Annotated in this window: 21 protein-coding genes; 8 read left to right on the top strand and 13 right to left on the bottom strand. The window is 67.4% G+C overall.

Annotated elements, in window-relative coordinates; all coding sequences use genetic code 11:
• Positions 1-4 precede the first annotated feature (4 nt).
• A complete protein-coding gene (locus ACODSC_RS14275; RefSeq protein ID WP_488814654.1) occupies positions 5-1,153 on the bottom strand; it encodes an efflux RND transporter periplasmic adaptor subunit in 1,149 nt (382 codons plus the stop codon).
• Between the two features lie 195 nt (positions 1,154-1,348).
• Between ACODSC_RS14275 and lepA the strand changes: the two genes are divergently transcribed.
• Positions 1,349-3,157 (top strand): translation elongation factor 4, encoded by a 1,809-nt coding sequence (gene lepA / locus ACODSC_RS14270; protein WP_488814653.1) that lies wholly within the window; start codon positions 1,349-1,351, stop codon positions 3,155-3,157.
• A 22-nt stretch (positions 3,158-3,179) separates the two neighbouring features.
• Here the strand turns inward: lepA and ACODSC_RS14265 are convergent, their stop codons facing one another.
• A complete protein-coding gene (locus ACODSC_RS14265; RefSeq protein WP_488814652.1) occupies positions 3,180-3,923 on the bottom strand; it encodes a MauE/DoxX family redox-associated membrane protein in 744 nt (247 codons plus the stop codon).
• A 75-nt stretch (positions 3,924-3,998) separates the two neighbouring features.
• Between ACODSC_RS14265 and ACODSC_RS14260 the strand changes: the two genes are divergently transcribed.
• Complete coding sequence (locus tag ACODSC_RS14260) at positions 3,999-4,442, top strand: MerR family transcriptional regulator (protein WP_488814651.1); 444 nt, start codon at positions 3,999-4,001, stop codon at positions 4,440-4,442.
• On the opposite strand, the gene ACODSC_RS14255 is transcribed toward ACODSC_RS14260, so the two are convergent.
• The gene (locus ACODSC_RS14255; protein WP_488814650.1) at positions 4,403-5,155 is read right to left on the bottom strand and encodes an SDR family oxidoreductase; all 753 of its coding nucleotides are present in this window, start codon (positions 5,153-5,155) and stop codon (positions 4,403-4,405) included. The genes ACODSC_RS14260 and ACODSC_RS14255 overlap by 40 nt on opposite strands.
• A 114-nt stretch (positions 5,156-5,269) precedes the next feature.
• Between ACODSC_RS14255 and ACODSC_RS14250 the strand changes: the two genes are divergently transcribed.
• Entirely contained in the window at positions 5,270-5,674 is a 405-nt protein-coding gene (locus ACODSC_RS14250) for a winged helix-turn-helix transcriptional regulator (RefSeq protein WP_488814649.1), read from the top strand.
• Positions 5,675-5,715: 41 nt separating this feature from the next.
• Here the strand turns inward: ACODSC_RS14250 and ACODSC_RS14245 are convergent, their stop codons facing one another.
• Positions 5,716-6,555, bottom strand: coding sequence for an oxidoreductase (locus ACODSC_RS14245; RefSeq protein WP_488814648.1), 840 nt, complete (start codon positions 6,553-6,555; stop codon positions 5,716-5,718).
• Between the two features lie 91 nt (positions 6,556-6,646).
• Here ACODSC_RS14245 and ACODSC_RS14240 point away from each other — a divergent pair, with 91 nt between their 5' ends.
• Positions 6,647-7,267, top strand: coding sequence for a TetR/AcrR family transcriptional regulator (locus ACODSC_RS14240; protein WP_488814647.1), 621 nt, complete (start codon positions 6,647-6,649; stop codon positions 7,265-7,267).
• 287 nt (positions 7,268-7,554) lie between these two features.
• Here the strand turns inward: ACODSC_RS14240 and ACODSC_RS14235 are convergent, their stop codons facing one another.
• Positions 7,555-7,884 (bottom strand): DUF1491 family protein, encoded by a 330-nt coding sequence (locus tag ACODSC_RS14235; protein ID WP_488814646.1) that lies wholly within the window; start codon positions 7,882-7,884, stop codon positions 7,555-7,557.
• A gap of 94 nt (positions 7,885-7,978) precedes the next feature.
• Here ACODSC_RS14235 and ACODSC_RS14230 point away from each other — a divergent pair, with 94 nt between their 5' ends.
• The gene (locus ACODSC_RS14230) at positions 7,979-8,800 is read left to right on the top strand and encodes a hypothetical protein (protein WP_488814645.1); all 822 of its coding nucleotides are present in this window, start codon (positions 7,979-7,981) and stop codon (positions 8,798-8,800) included.
• Here the strand turns inward: ACODSC_RS14230 and ACODSC_RS14225 are convergent.
• On the bottom strand, positions 8,797-9,057 hold the full coding sequence (locus ACODSC_RS14225; protein ID WP_488814644.1) for a hypothetical protein: 261 nt from the start codon (positions 9,055-9,057) through the stop codon (positions 8,797-8,799). The genes ACODSC_RS14230 and ACODSC_RS14225 overlap by 4 nt on opposite strands.
• Before the next feature lie 92 nt (positions 9,058-9,149).
• Entirely contained in the window at positions 9,150-10,877 is a 1,728-nt protein-coding gene (locus tag ACODSC_RS14220) for a sensor histidine kinase (RefSeq protein ID WP_488814643.1), read from the bottom strand.
• Between the two features lie 160 nt (positions 10,878-11,037).
• On the opposite strand from ACODSC_RS14220, the gene ACODSC_RS14215 reads away from it, so the two are divergent.
• Positions 11,038-11,475: a SufE family protein gene (locus ACODSC_RS14215; RefSeq protein ID WP_488814642.1), complete on the top strand. Its 438-nt coding sequence runs from the start codon at positions 11,038-11,040 to the stop codon at positions 11,473-11,475.
• A 29-nt stretch (positions 11,476-11,504) separates the two neighbouring features.
• On the opposite strand, the gene ACODSC_RS14210 is transcribed toward ACODSC_RS14215, so the two are convergent.
• Both ACODSC_RS14210 and ACODSC_RS14205 read right to left on the bottom strand, forming a co-directional pair.
• Positions 11,505-12,215 (bottom strand): DUF6456 domain-containing protein, encoded by a 711-nt coding sequence (locus tag ACODSC_RS14210; protein WP_488814641.1) that lies wholly within the window; start codon positions 12,213-12,215, stop codon positions 11,505-11,507.
• Positions 12,212-12,565, bottom strand: a complete 354-nt coding sequence (locus ACODSC_RS14205; RefSeq protein ID WP_488814640.1) for a chromosomal replication initiator DnaA — start codon at positions 12,563-12,565, stop codon at positions 12,212-12,214. The genes ACODSC_RS14210 and ACODSC_RS14205 overlap by 4 nt, the downstream gene beginning before the upstream one ends.
• Before the next feature lie 383 nt (positions 12,566-12,948).
• On the opposite strand from ACODSC_RS14205, the gene ctrA reads away from it, so the two are divergent.
• Together ctrA and ACODSC_RS14195 are read left to right on the top strand one after the other, a co-directional pair.
• Positions 12,949-13,650, top strand: a complete 702-nt coding sequence (ctrA, locus tag ACODSC_RS14200; RefSeq protein ID WP_488814639.1) for a response regulator transcription factor CtrA — start codon at positions 12,949-12,951, stop codon at positions 13,648-13,650.
• Positions 13,651-13,829: 179 nt separating this feature from the next.
• Entirely contained in the window at positions 13,830-14,213 is a 384-nt protein-coding gene (locus ACODSC_RS14195) for a PBECR3 domain-containing polyvalent protein (RefSeq protein WP_488814638.1), read from the top strand.
• A gap of 183 nt (positions 14,214-14,396) precedes the next feature.
• Here ACODSC_RS14195 and ACODSC_RS14190 read toward each other — a convergent pair whose 3' ends face one another.
• The 4 genes from ACODSC_RS14190 to fliI form a co-directional block, all read right to left on the bottom strand.
• The gene (locus tag ACODSC_RS14190; RefSeq protein WP_488814637.1) at positions 14,397-15,761 is read right to left on the bottom strand and encodes a serine hydrolase; all 1,365 of its coding nucleotides are present in this window, start codon (positions 15,759-15,761) and stop codon (positions 14,397-14,399) included.
• A gap of 85 nt (positions 15,762-15,846) precedes the next feature.
• Entirely contained in the window at positions 15,847-16,881 is a 1,035-nt protein-coding gene (locus tag ACODSC_RS14185; RefSeq protein WP_488814636.1) for an endo-1,4-beta-xylanase, read from the bottom strand.
• A 193-nt stretch (positions 16,882-17,074) separates the two neighbouring features.
• Positions 17,075-17,485 (bottom strand): flagellar export protein FliJ, encoded by a 411-nt coding sequence (locus tag ACODSC_RS14180; protein ID WP_488814635.1) that lies wholly within the window; start codon positions 17,483-17,485, stop codon positions 17,075-17,077.
• 8 nt (positions 17,486-17,493) lie between these two features.
• Positions 17,494-18,837, bottom strand: a complete 1,344-nt coding sequence (gene fliI, locus ACODSC_RS14175) for a flagellar protein export ATPase FliI (protein ID WP_488814634.1) — start codon at positions 18,835-18,837, stop codon at positions 17,494-17,496.
• Positions 18,838-18,840: the final 3 nt, after the last annotated feature.

Genomic DNA, 18,840 nt, shown 5'->3' with positions numbered 1-18,840 from the left:
GGTCCTACTTCTTGGCCGCGGGGGCCGCAGGCTGGGCGGCAGGCGCGGCCTGCGTATTGCCAACAGCCTGGGCCACGTTGACGCGGTCGCCTTCGTTCAGGAAGCCGGCCCCGTCCACCGCCACGCGGACGCCGACGGCGACGCCGCTGACCGCAGTCTGGGCCTCTGTGCGCGACAGGACCGTCACGGGCTGGAAGTGGACCGTGCTGTCGCCGTTCAAGACGAAGACGCCCGGCTTGTTCTCGCGATACAGCACCGCGCCGGTCGGCACGGTGGTCGCGGGCTGGTCGCCGACGGCGATGTCGGCGCGGGCGAACATGCCGGGACGAAGTTGGGCGCCGGGCGCCAGGGAGATGCGCGCCAGGCCCAGGCGGGTCGTGGCGTTCACCTCGGGCGTGACGATACGGACCGAGCCGGTGGTCTGACCCGCCTCGCTGGAGGTCACGGTCGCCGACTGGCCGGCGCGGATCAGGCCCAGTTCGGTCTCGGGCACCTGGGCGTCCAGCTCAAGCCGGCCGTCGCGCACCATGCGGAACAGTTCGGTCCCGGCCGAGATGATCTGACCCTTGGTCACGCTGCGGCTGATGATCAGGCCGCCGACGGGCGCGCGGATGGTCGCCTGCGAAAGCTGGGTCTGGGTCTGGGCCAGGGTCGCGCGGGCCGCCGCCAGATTCGCGTTGGAGGCGCGCTGGTTGGCCAGGGCCGTGTCCAGCGACGCCTGGCTGAGGAAGCCGCGTTCCTTCAGCTGCTGGGCGCGATCAAGCGCCGCGTCGTCGCGCGCCACATTGGCCTGGGCCAGCTGGACCTGGGCCTGCTGCTGCTGCAACTGGGCGCGCAGCAGGACGTCGTTCATCTGGACCAGGGCCTGGCCCTGACGGACGTAGGAGCCTTCGTCCATATAGACGGCGACGGCGGTCAGGCCGCCCGTCTCGGCCGCCACCGGCACCTCTTCCCAGGCCGAGACGGTGCCCGAGGCGGTGACGGTGCGGTTCAGGCTGGTCTGGGCGACGGTCGCGGCGCTGACGGTCTGGCGCGAGCCGCCTGCGGCCTTTTCGTCCGTCTTTTCCTCGCCATGTCCGCCGCAGCTCGCCAGCAGGAAGGCCGACAGGGCCATGGCGCCGAGTTTGAGAGCGGTTCGGGTCGTCTTGGACACGGGGGAAATCCTCGGTTGCAGGCGAAGCGGATCGCCGGCTTGCGCCGGTGGGGAAGAAGGCCTTGCTGCATACCGCGTCCGCGAGCCGTTCTCAAACGCCGAAACGGTTTATTGCCAAGGCTTAATGTGACGCGGGCACGGCGGGATCGGCCGTGCGGCTGGCCCCCGCCCTCTACGCGTGATAGGGGCGCGCGGATGACGACTCCCCCTATCTCGAACATCCGGAACTTCAGCGTGGTCGCGCACATCGACCACGGCAAGTCCACCCTGTCCGACCGACTGATCCAGCACACCGGCGGCCTGACCTCGCGCGAGATGTCCGAGCAGGTGCTCGACAACATGGACATCGAGAAGGAACGGGGCATCACCATCAAGGCGCAGACCGTGCGCCTGAACTACCGGGCCAAGGACGGCCAGGACTATGTCCTGAACCTGATGGACACGCCCGGCCACGTGGACTTCGCCTATGAGGTCAGCCGCTCGCTGGCCGCCTGCGAGGGCTCGCTGCTGGTGGTGGACGCCTCGCAAGGCGTCGAGGCCCAGACCCTGGCCAACGTCTATCAGGCCATCGACAACAATCACGAGATCGTCCCCGTCCTGAACAAGGTCGATCTGCCGGCCGCCGAGCCCGAGCGGGTCCGCGCCCAGATCGAGGACGTGATCGGCATCGACGCCTCCGAAGCCGTCCTGTGCAGCGCCAAGTCCGGCATCGGCATCGAGGACGTGCTGGAAGCCATCGTCACCAAACTGCCGGCGCCCAAGGGCGACCCGAACGCGCCGCTGAAGGCCATGCTGGTCGACGCCTGGTACGACCCCTATCTGGGCGTCGTCGTGCTGGTGCGCGTCTTCGACGGCGTGCTGAAGACCGGCATGCGGGTCAAGATGATGCGCAACGGCTCGACCCACCTGATCGACCGTGTCGGCGTCTTCCTGCCCAAGAACACGCCGGTCGATCAGCTCGGCCCCGGCGAGGTCGGCTTCATCACCGCCCAGATCAAGGAAGTCGCCCACGCCGCCGTCGGCGACACCATCACGGATGAAAAGAAGCCCACCGCCGAACCGCTGAAGGGGTTCAAGGAGGTCCAGTCGGTGGTCTTCTGCGGACTGTTCCCGGTGGACGCCGCCGATTTCGAGGACCTGCGCGCCGCCATCGGCAAGCTGCGGCTGAATGATGCGTCATTCACCTATGAGATGGAATCCAGCGCCGCGCTTGGCTTCGGCTTCCGCTGCGGCTTCCTGGGCCTGCTGCACCTGGAGATCATCCAAGAGCGGTTGAGCCGCGAGTTCAACCTGGATCTGATCGCGACCGCCCCGTCGGTGGTCTACAAGATCGGCCTGCGCGACGGCTCCGAGATCGACCTGCACAATCCGGCCGACCTGCCCGACGTGATGCAGATCGAGACCATTTCCGAGCCCTGGATCAAGGCCACCATACTGACGCCCGACGAATACCTCGGCAGCGTGATCAAGCTGTGTCAGGACCGTCGCGGCCAGCAGATCGAACTGTCCTACGTCGGCGCCCGCGCCATGGTGGTGTACGAATTGCCGCTGAACGAGGTGGTGTTCGACTTCTACGACCGGCTGAAGTCGATTTCTAAGGGCTACGCCTCGTTCGACTACGAGATCACCGAGTACAAGGTCGGCGACCTGGTCAAGATGAACATCCTCGTCAACGCCGAGCCGGTGGACGCCCTGTCCATGCTGGTCCACCGCGCCCGCGCCGAGACGCGCGGCCGGGGCATGGTCGAGAAGATGAAGGAACTGATCCCGCCCCACCTGTTCGTCATCCCGATCCAGGCGGCCATCGGCGGCAAGATCATCGCTCGCGAAACCGTGCGGGCGCTCCGCAAGGACGTGACCTCCAAATGCTACGGCGGCGACGCCACCCGCAAGAAGAAGCTGCTGGAGAAGCAGAAGGCCGGCAAGAAGAAGATGCGCCAGTTCGGCAAGGTCGAAATCCCGCAGGAAGCGTTTATCGCCGCCCTGAAGATGGACGACGATTGATCGTCGTCCATCTGACCTGAGCTTAAGCCCAGGCCATCCAGCCCATCCAGACCGCCATCAGGACCATCATCACGTTCTCGGTCAGGGACACAAAGCCCAGCGGCACGTTGCTGTCGCCGCCGACGCAAGCGCACTTCAGCTCGCGCTTCTGGATATAGACGGCCTTGAACACCGACCAGCCGCCGATCAGCCCTGCGAAAGCGGCCGCCGGCGCAGATAGCCACGTCAGCACGCCCGCGACCATCAGCACGCCCGCGCCCAGCTCCACGAACGGATAGACGTACGCATAGGGGACCCAGCGCCGCGCCAGCAGGTCATACCCCAAGAACATGGTGGCGAACCCGTCCAGATCCCGCAGCTTCAGCATCGCCAGGGCGCACATGGAAAAAGCGATGAACCACTCGGACGTCCGCATCGTCAGCAGCGTCCCGCTGGCGTAACTGGCGGCGACGGCCATCAGCGCCGTGACCGCGAAGACGACAAGCACAGGCGTATAGGTCTTGCGGTTCGGATCCTTGACCGGCCTGCCCAGGAAGCGCCGCAGATCGTCATAGCCGCCGATCCTTTTGCCTTCGATGAAGGTCTGCGGCGTGGTCTTCACCTCGTGTTCGGCCTTGAAGGCGTCGGTCTGCTCGCGCGCGGTCAGCCAGCGGTCGTCGACGACATAGCCCTGACTCTTCAGCAGATGTTTCGCCCGAAGTCCCCAGGGGCAGACGTGTTTTTCCATCACCATGCGATAGAGGACGGCGGTCTTTTTGGCGGCCATGACGGCGCTCCTTCGGCTTTGCGTACAACGCGACCGACCCTATCTGGGGTGCGGACCATGGTACGGAGTCAAGGGATGATCACGACTGTCGCAAACTGGACGATCGCCGGCCTGGCGCGCGCCGGGGGCGTCGGCGTCGAGACGGTGCGCTACTACCAACGACGCGGCCTGATGCCGACGCCGGACGGGGCTGGCGGGGTTCGTCGCTACGACAAGAGCCACGTGCGACGCCTGCGCTTCATACGCACCGCCCAGAGCGCAGGCTTCACCCTGGAGCAGATCGGCGAACTGTTGGCGCTGGACGCCGGTTACGATCACGAGCGGGCCAGAGACCTGGCCCAAGCGCGGATCGCCGACCTGGACGCCGAGATCGCCGCTTCAAAAGGCGCGCACGTCCTTGCAGACGCTGGCCCAGCGATGCGGCGCCGCCAGAACCGGTCCTTGCCCGATTCTGACGGCGTTCGAGGATGGGTGATGGTTCAGTGCGCGCCGTTCAGACGCTCGAACACCGCCTCATAGCTATTCGCCTCCGCGAAGCGCAGCGGCTTGACCCGTTCGACCAGAATCTCGCCGCGCGGGGTGTCGCCGCGTTCGATCAGGCCGATCACCTCGGCGGTGAAGTCGGCCAGCGGCATGGAGTTGGGGTTCTCGGCATGGCCCGGCATCAGGTCGGTGGCGACGGCGGGCGGGGCCAGCTCCAGCACCTCGACCGGGGTGTCGGCCAGCTGATGCCGCAGCGACTGGGTCCAGGAATGGATCGCCGCCTTGGTGGCGTTGTAGGTCGGGGTCGCCGTCAGCGGGATGAAGGCCAGGCCCGAGGTCACGGTGATCACGGTGGACGCCACCTGAGCCCGCAGATGCGGCAGAAGCGCCGCCGTCAGGCGGATCGGGCCCAGCAGGTTCGTCGTGACGGTCGCGTCCACCACGTCCAGGTCGAACGGTTCGGCCTTCAGGTCTTCGGCCTGCATGATGCCGGCGTTGTTGATCACCACGTTCAGGGCGGGGTGATCGCGCACGACCTGGGCGGCGAAGGCGCGGATCGCGGCCGGGTCTGCGACGTCCAGCGCGGCCCAGGCCATGCCCGGATTGGCCTCGACCACCCCCTTCAGCGCGCTCTCGCGGCGGCCGGTGATGACGACCTGGTTTCCGCGTGCGTGCAGGGCCTCGGCCAGGGCGCGGCCGATGCCGGAGCCGCCGCCGGTGATCAGGATGGTGTTGCCGGTGATGTTCATGGGTGTCTTTCCTGACGGGGGTGCGTCGTTGCGACAGACGAGGTATGCCTGACGCTCTCCATTGGAAAGTAGGCACCGAAAGCCGCCATACTTACCCAGGCGAAAGATTTGGACATGACGGCCGTTCCGCCCGCAAGAATTTCGCATCCCGAGACCGGCGAATACGCCGACCCTCGCGTCGAGGCCCTGGTCAACGATGTGATCGGCCGGGTGGCGGATAAGTGGACGATGCTGATCCTGGAGGTCCTGGCCGAACACGGGGAGCAGCGCTTCACGCGCGTCGGCGACCTGGTCGGCGGCATCAGCCAGAAGATGCTGACCCAGACCCTGCGTCAGATGGAGCGTGACGGGCTGGTGATCCGCACCGTCCACCCGGTCATCCCGCCCAAGGTCGAATACCGCCTGACCGACCTGGGGCTGACCCTGGCCGAAGCCTTCTGCGGCGTCTGGACCTGGGCCGAGAAGAACATCGACCGCATCGAGACGGCGCGGGCCGCTTTTGATGGGCGCCAGGGGTAGGGGCGGCCGGTGTCGCGCCGCCCAAACTTGGCAATTTGCGTCTAGTCGAAGTTCGTGGACTTGGAGAGCGCCTCCCAAGTGGCGATCTCTGATCGCATCTGGTCCAGCTTCTGCTCGACCACAGCCAGCGCGTCCTCGCCAAGGAAGAGCCGCGTGGGCGGCGCGTCGGAATCGACGAGCTTCAGCAACGCCTGGGCGGCCTTGGCTGGGTCGCCCGGCTGGTGTCCGCTCTTGGCCTGTCGCGCAGCGCGGATCGGGTCCATGATGGCGTCGTAGGCGGGGATGCTGCGCGGCGCACGGTCCATCGAACGTCCGGCCCAGTCGGTGCGGAATTGCCCGGGCGCCAATGCGGTCACATGGATGCCGAGCGGCTTGACCTCCTTGCCCAAGGCTTCGGAAATCCCCTCCAGCGCAAACTTGCTTCCGCAATAGTAGGCGATGCCGGGCATGGTGATGAAGCCGCCCATTGAGGTGACGTTGATGATGCGGCCGGAGCCACGCTCGCGCATGCCGGGCAGCACGGCTTTGATCATCGCCACTGCGCCGAAGACATTGGCGTCGAACTGGCGGCGCAGATCGTCGATCGACGACTCCTCCACCACGCCTTCCTGGCCGTAGCCGGCGTTGTTGACGAGAACATCGACCGCGCCGAACCGACGCTCGGCGTCAGGGACTTGAGCGGCCACGGCGTCGAAATCGGTGAGATCGAGCACCAGCGCGTGAGCCCGGCCCGGCGCCAGCGCCTCATGCGCCGCTGCGGCCTGTGCGTTTCGAACAGTGCCGATCACCACATGACCGGCCTGCAAGGCGGCGGTGGCGAAGGCCTGCCCCAGACCGGAGCTGACACCGGTGATCAGAAACGTCTTTGTCGATGCGATCATGGCGGTTCTCGAAATCGTCGGATGGGATGAATAAGTTATATCATGATATAGATTGTTGACGCAAGAAGCGGTCTGGATCACCTTGGTCCACATGGTCGAGATGTCCCTCCGAGAGCAGAAGCGAACAATCACGCGCGAGGGGGTGCTTGACGCGGCCGAACGCCTGCTTCGGGCCGATGGCGACGCCGCGTTCTCAATGCGCGATCTGGCGGCCGAGGCGGGCGTGAGCTTCGCCACGCCTTTCAATCATTTCGGAAGCAAGGCGGCCATCGCGCAGGCGCTGTCGGCGCGCCGCATCGATCTGATGAGCGAGCGCTTTTTAGCGACTGCGCCTTCCGGCGATACGATCGACCGTGTGCTCGCCGCCGTCTCGATCGCTGTCGCCGTCATGCTCGATGAGCCCCAGATCAACCGGGCGATCATCCGGTCGCTGGGCTTCCCCGGCGCCAGCCCGAGCGAAGTCAGCGCTCAGTCCCGCGCCTTGTGGGCCGCTGCATTCGGCGACGGCGACGGCGTCGATCCCGCCTTGGCCAAGGCGGCCGTCGAGCGTGTGCCCGAACAGCTGGCGATCGCCTTTCGCGGTTGCCTGTCTTTCTGGATCGCCGACGAGATCACCGATGCTCAGCTGCCTGACAAGGCGCGCACGACGGCCCTTACCGTGCTTCTGGGCTTCGTTAGGTCCGAGAGGCGCGCCGCTCTGTTGTGGCCGTGACGCGTAAAGAGCAACGACTGTCCGTCACCGAGGCGCTGCTAGCGGCGCAAAATATCGACCGTGCCGATGGGCCGCCGAGGGGCGACTTGAAGGTAATCCGCCGGCCTGGTCCTCGGGAGTCATCCGCAGCGGCCAGTCGTCGATTACGTCGCGGGCAGCGACGACGCCAACAGGGCCGCTCCGATCCTGTGTTGTTGTCCCATGTCACCCTCCGAAGCTCGCTGCCAGGATGTTGGGGCGACGACTGTCGATTGGCGCGTGAATTTTCGGACAGTTTGGGCCGGTGCTCAGCCCTGCACCTTTTCCGTGATGAAATGCCGGCCCTGTTTGTCCTCGATCTCGACGACCCACAGGTCGGGATCGTAGCCGCGTTGGCGGGCGATGTAGGCGTCCAGTTCGCTTTCGCTGTCACTGGTCACCGGCTGGATCCACAGGCGGTCGCCGTCGGTTCCGAAGGCCTCGGTGTAGAGGCGGGCGGTGCGGGTGGAGGTGTCATAGGCCTTGACGATGACCGAGCCGGCGCGCTCGTCGCCCTTCTTGACCACGGTGGCGTATGCGCCCTCGATCTGGGCGCGGCGGATCAGGGCGCTGACCCACAGGTCGCTGGAAAGAAGCAATTCGCTAACCCTGCTCGAACACGGAACCCCAACCCTGGCGGGCTAGGGTGGCGGCATGAGGATAGGCCTTTCCCCCCGGCGCGCCAGAGCCTTGATGTCCGCCGTGCTGATCGCGGCGACGCCCGTCGTGGCTTTCGCCGCGCCGCAGGACCGCTTTTATGAGCGCAGCTTCGTGCTGGCCGCCAACGACCGCTGCAGCCTGTTCGAGCCGCAACTGACCGCCGCCCTGACCGCCGCCGCCTATCAGGCGCGGGGCGCGGCCCTGCGCGCGGGCGCCAATGACCGGCAGCTGGCCGAGACGGCGCAGAGGGCGCGGGCTCGGGCGGGCGAGACGCCGTGCGGTTCGGCCGATCTGAAGACGGTCAGCGGCCGGGTCCAGACCGCCTTTTCCGGCTGGTCGCGCGTGACGAAGATGGAGTTTCCCGGCGACCGCAGGGGATGGAGCGCCGACCGCGCCGCCTACGCTCGCCCGACCTGGCGGCTGATGCAGGCGACCACGACGGGCGCCTCGCCGGTGCGGTTCGGGGTGGTGGGCGGCATGGACCGGCCCGACCAACTGGCCGCCGTGGTGTCCTGGCACGGGCGGTCGCGGCCGACCGGGGTGCGGGTGGTGATGCGCGACCACACGGTGGCGCCGCGTCCGTGGCTGGCGCACGAACTGCCGCCCGCCGCCCAGCGCCGCGCCTTCTGGGCCGCAGGCGTGACCGGCGCCGATACAATGCTGCTGCCCGAAGGCCGCCCGGCCGGTCAGGCCTGGCTGTTCCCCGCCGACGCCGCCGACGCTCTGTCGGCGCTGGACCCGCGCGAGGTCTTCACCGTGGAGTTCCTGTTCCGCGACGGCAGCATCGCCCGCTCGACCTTCGAGGCCGGGGATTTTGCGGCGGGCCGGGCGTTCCTGGCGATGGGGCAGGTTTAGCGGCGGGGAGGTGTCGGATCCACATCGCCGAGCGGGCGCGGCTTTGCCGCCCTCCAACCGCGCAGGGTGATGACGAGGCCCAGCAAACTCATCAGGAGCCCAACCAGGACGAGGGCAACGGTGACCGCCTCGGGCCAATGACCCCAGCCCAACAGTCGCACGCCTGATCCGTTCAAGGACGGCAAGCCCAAACACAACAGGCCGACCAGCGCCACATTCAGCCCCGAAGGCGTGCTGAGTTTCAGCTTTGTCTGCATGGTGCGCCTCAACCTCGGTGAATAGGATCTGTTTGGTCGAGTTATATGCGGCGAGGCAGGTTTACAACTCGAAGCTGATCGCTGCGTCGCTTTCAGACATTCACCGGCGCGGGCTTCGCATCGTCTGTCGCTTCCTCCAGCCCACTCGCCTCCTCCACCACCATCACCGGCAGCCGGATCATCACCGCCGCGCCTTCGCCCAGGGTGCTGTCGATGGTCATGCTGCCGCCGTGCAGTTCGGTCAGGGAGCGGACCAGGGACAGGCCCAGGCCGGTGCCTTGCGCCTTTTGATCCGCGCCGCCGGCCTGTTCGAAGGGGCGGCCCAGGCGTTTGAGGTCTTGCGGCGCGATGCCGACGCCGGTGTCGGATACGGCGAGGTCCAGGTCCGGGCCGTCGGCGTCCAGGGTGATGGTGACCGAGCCGCCGGCGGGGGTGAACTTGACCGCATTGGACAGCAGGTTCAGCGCCATCTGCTTCAGGGCGCGGGCGTCGGCGCGTACCTTCACCGGCTCGGACGGCAGGACGGCGGCGAGGTCCACGCCCTTGTCGTCGGCCTGGAGCCGGACCAGGGCGACGGCGGCGGACACGGCGTCGCGGGCGTCGAACGCCTCCATGACCAGCTGGTAGCGTTCGGCCTCGATCTTGGACAGGTCCAGCACGTCGTTGATCAGGTCCAGCAGGTGTCCGCCCGCCTGGTGGATGGCGTCGGCGTATCCGGCGTAGCGGTCGGGCAGGGGGCCGAATAGCTTTTGGCGCATAATGTCGGCGAAACCGATCACGGCGTTCAGGGGGGTGCGCAGCTCGTGGCTCATGTTCGCCAGGAAGCGGGTCTTGCCGGCGGACTGGGCCTCGGCCTCGACGCGGGCGGTCTCAAGGCCGAGTTCGCGGGCGAACTGGGCCGTGCCGTCGAAGGCCTGGGCGATCAGGCGGGGGTGGCCCGCATCGTGCTGGAACGGCCCCAGGATCATGACCACGCGCCTGTCGAGGGCGATGCGCGGGGTGAACTGGACCTCGGCCTGCTGGCCGGACAGGGCCCGGGCCAAGGCTGCGGACACCGCGGGGCGGTCGGGCGCATGGACCGCCGAGATCAGCCCCTGTTCGCTGAGCGCCAGCACCGACAGGGCGGGCGGCGGATTGCCCCAGGTCGCGACGGCGCGGCCGGACGGATCGAGCAGCAGGGTCAGGGCCGGCTGGTCTTCCAGCAGGGCGGCGATGCGCGCGGCCTCGTCTTCCGCCTCGGCCAGGCGGCGTTGGCGCTCGCTCCAGGTCAGGCGCATGGCGGCGACGATCGCGCCCATGGCCAAGAGGCCCGAGACGGCGGCCAGCAGCGGCCCCTGCGCCTCCGGCCCGTTCAACCAGGTCGAGATCAGGCCCGAGATCAACGGCAGGGCCAGGGCGTAGGCGCCCAGCCGCGTCAGCCGATCCTCGCCGATCCGGGCGTGATCCAGGGCGATCCCGGCGGCCAGCGGCATGAGCATCAGCCCCGGCAGGGCGCCGGTCGCCCCGCCCGTCAGCCCCGCCGCCGCCGTCGAGGCCAGCAGCCAGCCGCCCATGGTCGCCAACCGCAGGCCGGCGGTGTCGCGCACCATCAGCACCACGCCGAGGATGCCGGGGAAGGCCATGACCAGCAGGGCCGCCAGAGGCGCGTCCTTCAGCCCGTCCAGCATCTGGGCCGCCAGCGCCGTCAGACTGACCGCCACGGCCCAGATCGCATGCCACAGGGCCACCAGCGGCGTCCCGGGCGACAGGACGCGCGACCCGTCGTCCGCCGGTCGGGCGGGGCGGTCGTCCTCTGGTCTGGCGGAAGCGTCGGTTTTCAAGCGGGGCCGTTATCTCTGTACGCGTTCAGACTAATCGTCGCCTTGAGTCGGTGCGAGGCCGCTCCCCCTTCAGGCGACTCCTACAGCGGCGTTCACCATGAATATCGGGGGACAAAACGGCCGGTTGTCGTTAACGGCCCGGCGGCCTATCTGGCGGGCCATGAGCGCGCGCACCCCTCCGACCGAGACGATTGGCCAGACCCTGGCCGAACTGGCCGAGGATTTCGACCTGCTGGGCGATTGGGAGCAGCGGATCGAATATGTGATCGAACTGGGCAAGGGGCTGGCGCCGCTGGACGAGGCCGACCGGATCGAGGCCCACAAGGTGCCGGGCTGCGCGGCCCAGGTCTGGCTGGCGACGACGCCTGCGGATGGGCGGCTGTGGTTCGCCGCCGACAGCGACAGCGCCCTGTCCAAGGGCAATATCGCCCTGCTGCTGAAACTGTATTCCGGCCGCGCCCCGGCCGAGATCCTGGCCTTCGACGCTCGCGCCGCCCTGGACCGGCTGGGCCTGCCGTCGGCCCTGACGCGTCAGCGCGCCAACGGCCTGAACAGCATGGTCGGGCGCATCCGCGAGGCGGCGATGGCGGCCGGCTGAGATTTTTTCAGGGTGTAATCTGTGCACTTTCACCCGATCCCGTAGTGGTCCGCCAGCGCCTGAAGCGCCTGTTTCAGCAGGGTCTTGCCCTGGCGGCGGCGCAGACCTAGGCCGGTTTCCGCCAGCTTCATACTGTCGCCGTGGATGCAGATGCGGGTCAGCATGGGCCGCAGGCGCGGGCCGACGGCGGTCAGGGCCGCATCGACACGGCGCGAGGCCGACAGGGCGCGGTCGGTCGGCTCCATCCGGGCGGCGGTTCCCGATCCGCCCTGGGGCAGGGCGTCCCAGCGCATGGTCAGGGACGGGCCGCGCAACGACTGTTCGGCCTCCAGCCGCAGCCGTTCGCCGGCGGCGGTCTCGGCCGGGGTCAGCCAGGGACGGCCCGAGGCGTCCTTGCGCCGCGCCAGCCAGGCGATGGGGCTTTCGCCCAGGTTCGCCGTTCGGCGCACCATCCGGCCGTCGGCCTGGATCATCTCACGCTCGCCGGGGATGAGGCCGGGTCGGCCGGGCGGCGTCGAGGCGGTCTCGGTCCCGACGGGCCGCGCCATCCAGCCGCCCTTGGGACGGGGCCGCAGGCCGGGCCGCTCGATCAGGGCGCGGAACTCGGGCTCCGTCAGGGTCAGGCTGATGCGGCTGCGCCGGTCGGCGGTCAGTCTCAGCGCATAGACCCCGCCGTCTGCGGCCAGCCAGGCGTCGGGCCGGGTCAGCAGGTCCCGCGCGCGTTCCACCGTGCGGCTCATTGGGCCAGGTCCAGGCGCGGCGGCTGGTACAGGCCCCGGATGCAGGTCTCCAGTTCGTTCAGCACCGCGTCCACCGAGCGGCTCTCGCGTTCGTCCTCGACCCAGCGGCAGGCGGCGCCGACGCTGGCGCGGTTGACGCAGAAGACGTGGCTGACCCGTTCCATCGTCCAGCCGAAGGCGACGTGGGACAGATACATGGCCAGCCAGCGCGGCCGGGCGATGCGGGAGTTCATCCGCTTGCCGCCGATCATCTCCCACGGCCGCGCGCCCGTGCGCGCCGCGACCAGATGCATGGCCAGCCCGGCCTTGATCCGGTCCTCGTCAGTGACCGGCACCCTGTAATCCTCCATGACGAAACGCCTCCTCTCACAACCTCGATGTCGGCATGATAGGGGGCCGCCATCCCAGTGATAGGAAAATAGTCCTATTCAACGTCAAAAGCGGTCGTGGCGCTTTAGCCGCCTTGAGGTTGTGAAAGGGACGTTGCGCGGGCTGGCGCGGAAGGCGCCGCCATCGCGCTCACCGGGTCTGACGGCGTGGGCCGGCGAACATGGTTAATAAATTTCGAATCGTTGACTCCAACCCCTCGACGGCGATTCGCAAATCACCCTAGATTCGACTCAATCGGATGGCGTTAACCCTTCTTAAGGTTTTCACGTCTTAACTTGCGAACAAGGTTACCCGGACGTTCGTCAGGGTGGTTACCGCAAAGCTTTTGCCTGGAGGGGCACGTATGCGCGTCCTGTTGATTGAAGACGATCACGCAACCGCCCAAAGCATCGAACTGATGCTGAAGTCGGAAGGCTTCAACGTCTATACGACGGACCTGGGCGAGGAAGGCATCGATCTGGGCAAGATCTATGACTACGACCTCATTCTGCTTGACCTGAACCTTCCGGACATGAGCGGCCTGGAAGTCCTGCGCCAGCTGCGCGTGGGCAAGGTCAACACCCCGGTCATGATCCTGTCGGGCAGCCACGAGATCGAAACCAAGGTCAAGACCTTCGGCGGCGGCGCCGACGACTATATGACCAAGCCCTTCCACAAGGACGTGCTGATCGCGCGCACCCACGCCGTGGTCCGTCGCTCCAAGGGTCACGCCCAGGCGATCATCCACACCGGCGAGATCGCCGTGAACCTGGACGCCAAGACGGTCGAGGTGAACGGTCACCGCGTCCACCTGACGGGCAAGGAATACCAGATGCTGGAGCTGCTCTCGCTCCGCAAGGGCACGACCCTGACCAAGGAAATGTTCCTGAACCACCTGTACGGCGGCATGGACGAGCCCGAGCTGAAGATCATCGACGTCTTCATCTGCAAGCTGCGCAAGAAGCTGGCCACCGCCGCCGACGGCAAACATTACATCGAAACCGTCTGGGGCCGCGGTTACGTCCTGCGCGACCCGTCCGAGAGCGTCGTCACCGTCGCCGCCTGATCGATCTTCGATCCGCTGAGTTCGAAACGCCCGCCGGCAACGGCGGGCGTTTTGCGTTTCGGCGTCGAGGTCATCGATTGAGCCGGCATCGCGACGGTTGACGTCTGGCGCTGCGACGACCACAACCTGAAATATCTGTCGGGGCCATGTTAGGCTGATCTCGATCTCCGAAAGGGATGATGGCCAAATACAAGCCGATCGATTGCGGTCCATTGGCGGTCAGCCTCGTCAACGATGCGATGGGTTGGTCGCTTCGTCCCGGTCCCGTCCATTTCTCCGCATCGGCTCAGGAACATGCGGAAGATCGCCATCCTGCCGACTATCCGATCTGCATTCGACACATTGGCCAGATCCTCCAGGCGCCCGATTGGGTGGGGCAGGGGCCGAAGGATCGCGAGGGCTTCGTCATGGTCCGCCGCATCGCCGTCGCAAAAGCGATCCTGCTGGTGGCGATAAAGCTGAAGCCGGACGAGCAGGGGCGGTATGTCGTCGCCAGCACCTATCGGGTGTCGCAGCACGATCTGGATGGGCGCGTCGCCAAGGGCTACTGGCTGCCGACATAAGCAAAAGGCCCCGCCGGTGACGGGGCCTCTTTCCAATCCGACGGCGGGTTCCCAAGGTCCCGCATCTCTTTCGGCTTTCGCCTACTTTACGCCGTCGTGAGACGGAGTGTGTGAGGAGGGAGTTCTCACCTCATCAGATCAGGCATTCAACCTAGCCTTGAAACGGCGAAATTTCAAGACCGGTCACTGCCGCTTGGCGGGCATGTCGCGGCCGCCCTGATGCAGGACCAGACCCTCGACGGCGCCGGCTGTGTCGCGGGTGAAGGTGATCTGGGCGTCGACAGCGGTCAGGTAGAAGGCGTCCTCGGCCTCGGCCGTTAGGGCGAAGGCCGGCTGGCCGGTGGCCTGGGCCATCAGGTTGCCCTCCACGACCGAGATCGTCAGGGCGAAGGTCGGGGCCAGATTATAGACGCCCTCATAAGCCTTCAGCACGTCGGGCGAGAGGGCGACGGCGCGGCGTTCGCTGGGCAGGGTGACGGTCCCGCCGCGCGCCAGGGTGACCAGGGCGGCGCCCAGCTTGTCCGGCGCCTCTCCGTTCAGATTGCCCAGGACGATGACGGCGGTTCGGTCGCCCGGATCATAGGCCATATAGGTGTTGAAGCCCTCGATGGCGCCGTTGTGCCAGACCAGCTTCTTGCCGTCGGCCTGGGTGACCAGCAGACCCATGGCGTAGTCGCTGCGGACGGGGGTGGTCAGGGCAATCATGGACTGGGGGTTCAGCACCCGGCCGCCGAACAGGCCCTCTTCCCATTTCAGCAGGTCGTGGGTGGTCGAATACAGGGCGCCGGCGCCGGTCGGAATGCTCATGTCCACATAGTCGGCGTTGACGACGCCGGTTGCGCCCGGCGCATAGCCGGAGGCGCGGCGGGGCAGGATGGCGTCGTGGCGGTCATAGCCGCTGTCGCTCATGCCCAGGGGTGCGAACAGGTTGGCGATGACGAAGTCGGCGTAGGTCTGGCCGCTGACCGCCTCGATGATGGCGCTGAGCAGGATATAGCCCGAGTTGGAATAGGCGAACCGCGCGCCGGGCGCGAAGTCCAGCGGCCGGTCGCTGAACCGGGCGATCAGTTCGGCCATCGTCGCCGGTCGGGTCTTCAACGTCTCATAGGCGGGGAAGGCGGTGAAGTTGGGGATGCCGGCCGTGTGGCTGAGCAGATGGCGCGGCGTCACCGCGTCCCAGGCGGCCGGCGCCTGGGGCAGCCAGGTCTTGATCGGCGCATCCAGATCGACCCTGCCCTGCTGGTTCAGCAGCATGATCGCGACGGCGGTGAACTGTTTGGTCAGCGAGCCGAGCCGGAACTTGGTGTCGCCGTCGTTGGGAATGTTCCACTCCCGATTGGCCAGGCCGTAGCCCTGATCCAGCAGGATACGCCCATCGCGCGCGACGAGGACGGCGCCGGAAAAGGCGTCGGCGTCGCTGGAGGCGCGCACGACCTGATCCATGCGCGCGACGTCCTGGGCCGCGACGGGGCCGACCGCAAACGCCAGCGCGCTGAAGGCGACCAGCAGGAGCGCGCTACGACGACGGGCGGGAAGAAACTGGGGCAAGGGCGGTCTCCTGGAGCGCGTCACGGTGACGCTTTCAGGGAGAGGCGTCGAGCGGGTGTTATGGATGCAGGCCCGGCGGATTTCTTCAGGCGGGGGTCTTGAACCCCGCCGCCAGGGCCGCCGCCATCGGGTTGGGGCGGCCGAAGCTGTCGAAGGGCAGGGGCTTGTCCTTGCCGTCGTCCTTGTCGCCCTGGCGATACCAGCTGTCGGTGTCGCGCAAGCCCCAGGCGGTGAAGGCGAACTGCTGGGCCTTGGGCAGGGCGGCGAAGGCCGAGGCCAGTTCGGTGACGCGGACGCCTTGTGCGGCGATGCGGTCGGCTTGGCTGCGCAGATCCAGCCGGTTCTCGGTGCGCAGGGTGCAGTCCAGCTCGGACACATGGATGGGCAGGCCGAACTGGGCGACTTCGCGCATATAGGCGGCGATGACGCCGTCGGGGATGTCGATCCACAGGTGGGATTGCAGGCCCAGCCCCTGCAGCGGGCAGCCGGCCTTCAGCAGGCGCTCGACCAGTTTGAGGAACTGCGCACCCTTGGCCGGCACGCTTTCCTGATTGTATTCGTTCAGGAACAGGACGGCCTCGGGATCCGCGATCCGGGCCTTTTCGAAGGCGCGCAGGATATAGCCGTCGTGGCCGTAGCGCTGTGACCAGTGGCAGTCGCGCATGGCCGAGCCGTCGTCCAGGATCGGCTCGTTGACCACGTCCCAGCTGCGGACCTTGCCGCGATAGCGACCGGCGACCGTGGCGATATAGCCGTCGAAGGCGCGGTCGAAGGCGGCGTCGTCCAGGCCGGCGAACGCTTCCTTGCCTTGCGAATACCAGATCAGGGTGTGGCCGTGCATCGCCATGCCCTGGGCCTGGGCGAAGGCGGCGATGCGGTCGGTGCGGTCGAAGTTGGGGCGGTCCAGGCCGTTGGCCAGGATGTATTCCATCTTCATCTCCCACTCGGGCGTGAGCTGGGAGACGTTGGCGCGGGCAAGCGTGACCCAGTCGGAGTCGTCGATCTGCATCGCCTTGATCGCCGTGCCAAAGGGGGCGGGGGCGATGGATTTCAGCGGGGGGACGTTCGGGGGCGTCGGTTCGGCCGAGGCGAAGCGGTCGCAGGCGGCGAGGCCACCCATGGAGAGGGCAAACGGGGCGGCGAGGACGGTGCGGCGGCTGAAGCCCTTCTCCCCTCGGGGGAGAAGGTGGCTCGCGGAGCGAGACGGATGAGGGGGCTGTGTCGTCATCCCTGATCTCTCATCTTGAGGTCGGCGCCCCCTCATCCGAGCCCTTCGGGCCCACCTTCTCCCCCAAGGGGAGAAGGGTCGTCATTCAGACCGCACGTTTCCGCAGGCCCAGTTCGTCGAAGGCGGCGGTTTCGCGTTTGGCGATGGCGATCAACTGGTTCAGGCGGGTCGTCTCGGCGACGTGTTCGAACTTCTTCAGCTCTTCGAAGGCGCCGGTCAGGGCGTCGCGGGCGCCGGCTTCCTCGGCGTCCAGCACTGTCAGGTCGCCCTCGGCCTTGGCCTTGCGGGATTTCCAGCCGTTCAGATAGGCGCCCAGCATCATGCCGGCCTCGGCGTCCATGCGGGCGCGGTCGCGTTCGGCCTCGGCCTCGGCGTCCAGCACGGCGAGGCGCATTTCGGCGGTGGCGCGGCGTTCGGTGATCTCGGCCAGACGCTTCTGCAGCGTCTCGACCTCGTAGTTGGAGATGCGGATCAAGGATTGGGCCCAAGCGGTCATTTAAATCATTACTCCCTGATCATGCCTTGGTTCAGGATTGTCTCCAGCCGGGTAAAGGAATCGGAAAGACGCGTGGCGTCGTCCTTGTCCTGTCCCAGGAAATCTTCCAGCGCGGGGTTCAGCGCGATGGCGCGGTCCACGATGGGGTCGGCGCCGGAGCGATAGGCGCCGATCTTGATCAGCTCTTCCATGTTCGCATAGGCCGACAGGCACTGGCGGGCGCGCTTGTTCAGCTCGCGCTCGGGCGGGGTCTGGCAGGCGGGCATGGTGCGGCTGACGGACTTCAGCACGTCGATGGCGGGAAAGCGCCCGCGTTCGGCGATCTTGCGGTCCATGACGATGTGGCCGTCGAGGATACCGCGCACGGCATCGGCGATGGGCTCGTCATGGTCGCCGCCGTCCACCAGGACTGTGAACAGGGCGGTGATCGGCGCCGCCGTCGTGCCGTCGGGGCGCACCGGACCCGGCCCGGCGCGCTCCAGCAGTTTGGGCAGTTCGGTGAAGACGGTGGGTGTGTATCCCTTGGTGGTCGGCGGTTCGCCGGCGGCGAGGCCGATCTCGCGCTGGGCCATGGCGAAGCGGGTGACGCTGTCCATCAGGCACAGCACCTCCAAGTCCTGGTCGCGCAGATATTCGGCGATGGCCATGGTCATGTAGGCCGACTGGCGGCGTTTCAGGGCCGGCTCGTCCGAGGTGGCGACCACGACGACGGCGCGTTTCAGCCCCTCTTCGCCCAGGGTCTCTTCCACGAACTCGCGCACCTCGCGGCCGCGTTCGCCGATCAGGCCGACCACGACGGCGTCGCAGGTCGCCTGTTTGGCCAGCATGGACAGCAGCACCGACTTGCCCACGCCCGACCCGGCGAAGATGCCCAGGCGCTGGCCCCGGCAGGTGGTGGTGAAGACGTCCATGGCCCGAACGCCCAGGTCCAGACGCTCGCCGACCCGGCCGCGTGAGTGGGCGGGCGGCGGCGGGGCGCGCAAGGGATAGGGGGCCGGACCCTGGGGTAATGGTCCCTTGCCGTCGATGGGCTGGCCGAAGGCGTCGATGATGCGGCCGAGCCAGGCGGTGGTGGGGCGCACGCTGGCGGCCTGGTCGATGATCTTGATGTCCGCGCCGGGAGCCACGCCCTCGACCGGGCCGAAGGGCATCAGCAGGGCCTTGGAATCGCGGAAACCGACGACCTCGGCGGGCAGGGGGACGTGGCCGCGTCGGCTGATTTCGGCGCGGGCGCCGACCGCCAGCCGCGACAGGCCGCCGCGGGACTCAATCAGCAGGCCCGAGACGCCCGCGACCTTGCCGGTCACGATCAGCGGATCGATCGCTTCGACGGCGGCGACGAGATTGCGCAAGCT

This window comes from Brevundimonas sp. FG128 (assembly GCF_057809775.1).
Note: the sequence above shows the minus strand (reverse complement) of the source record. Positions and strands in the feature narration are given on the sequence as shown.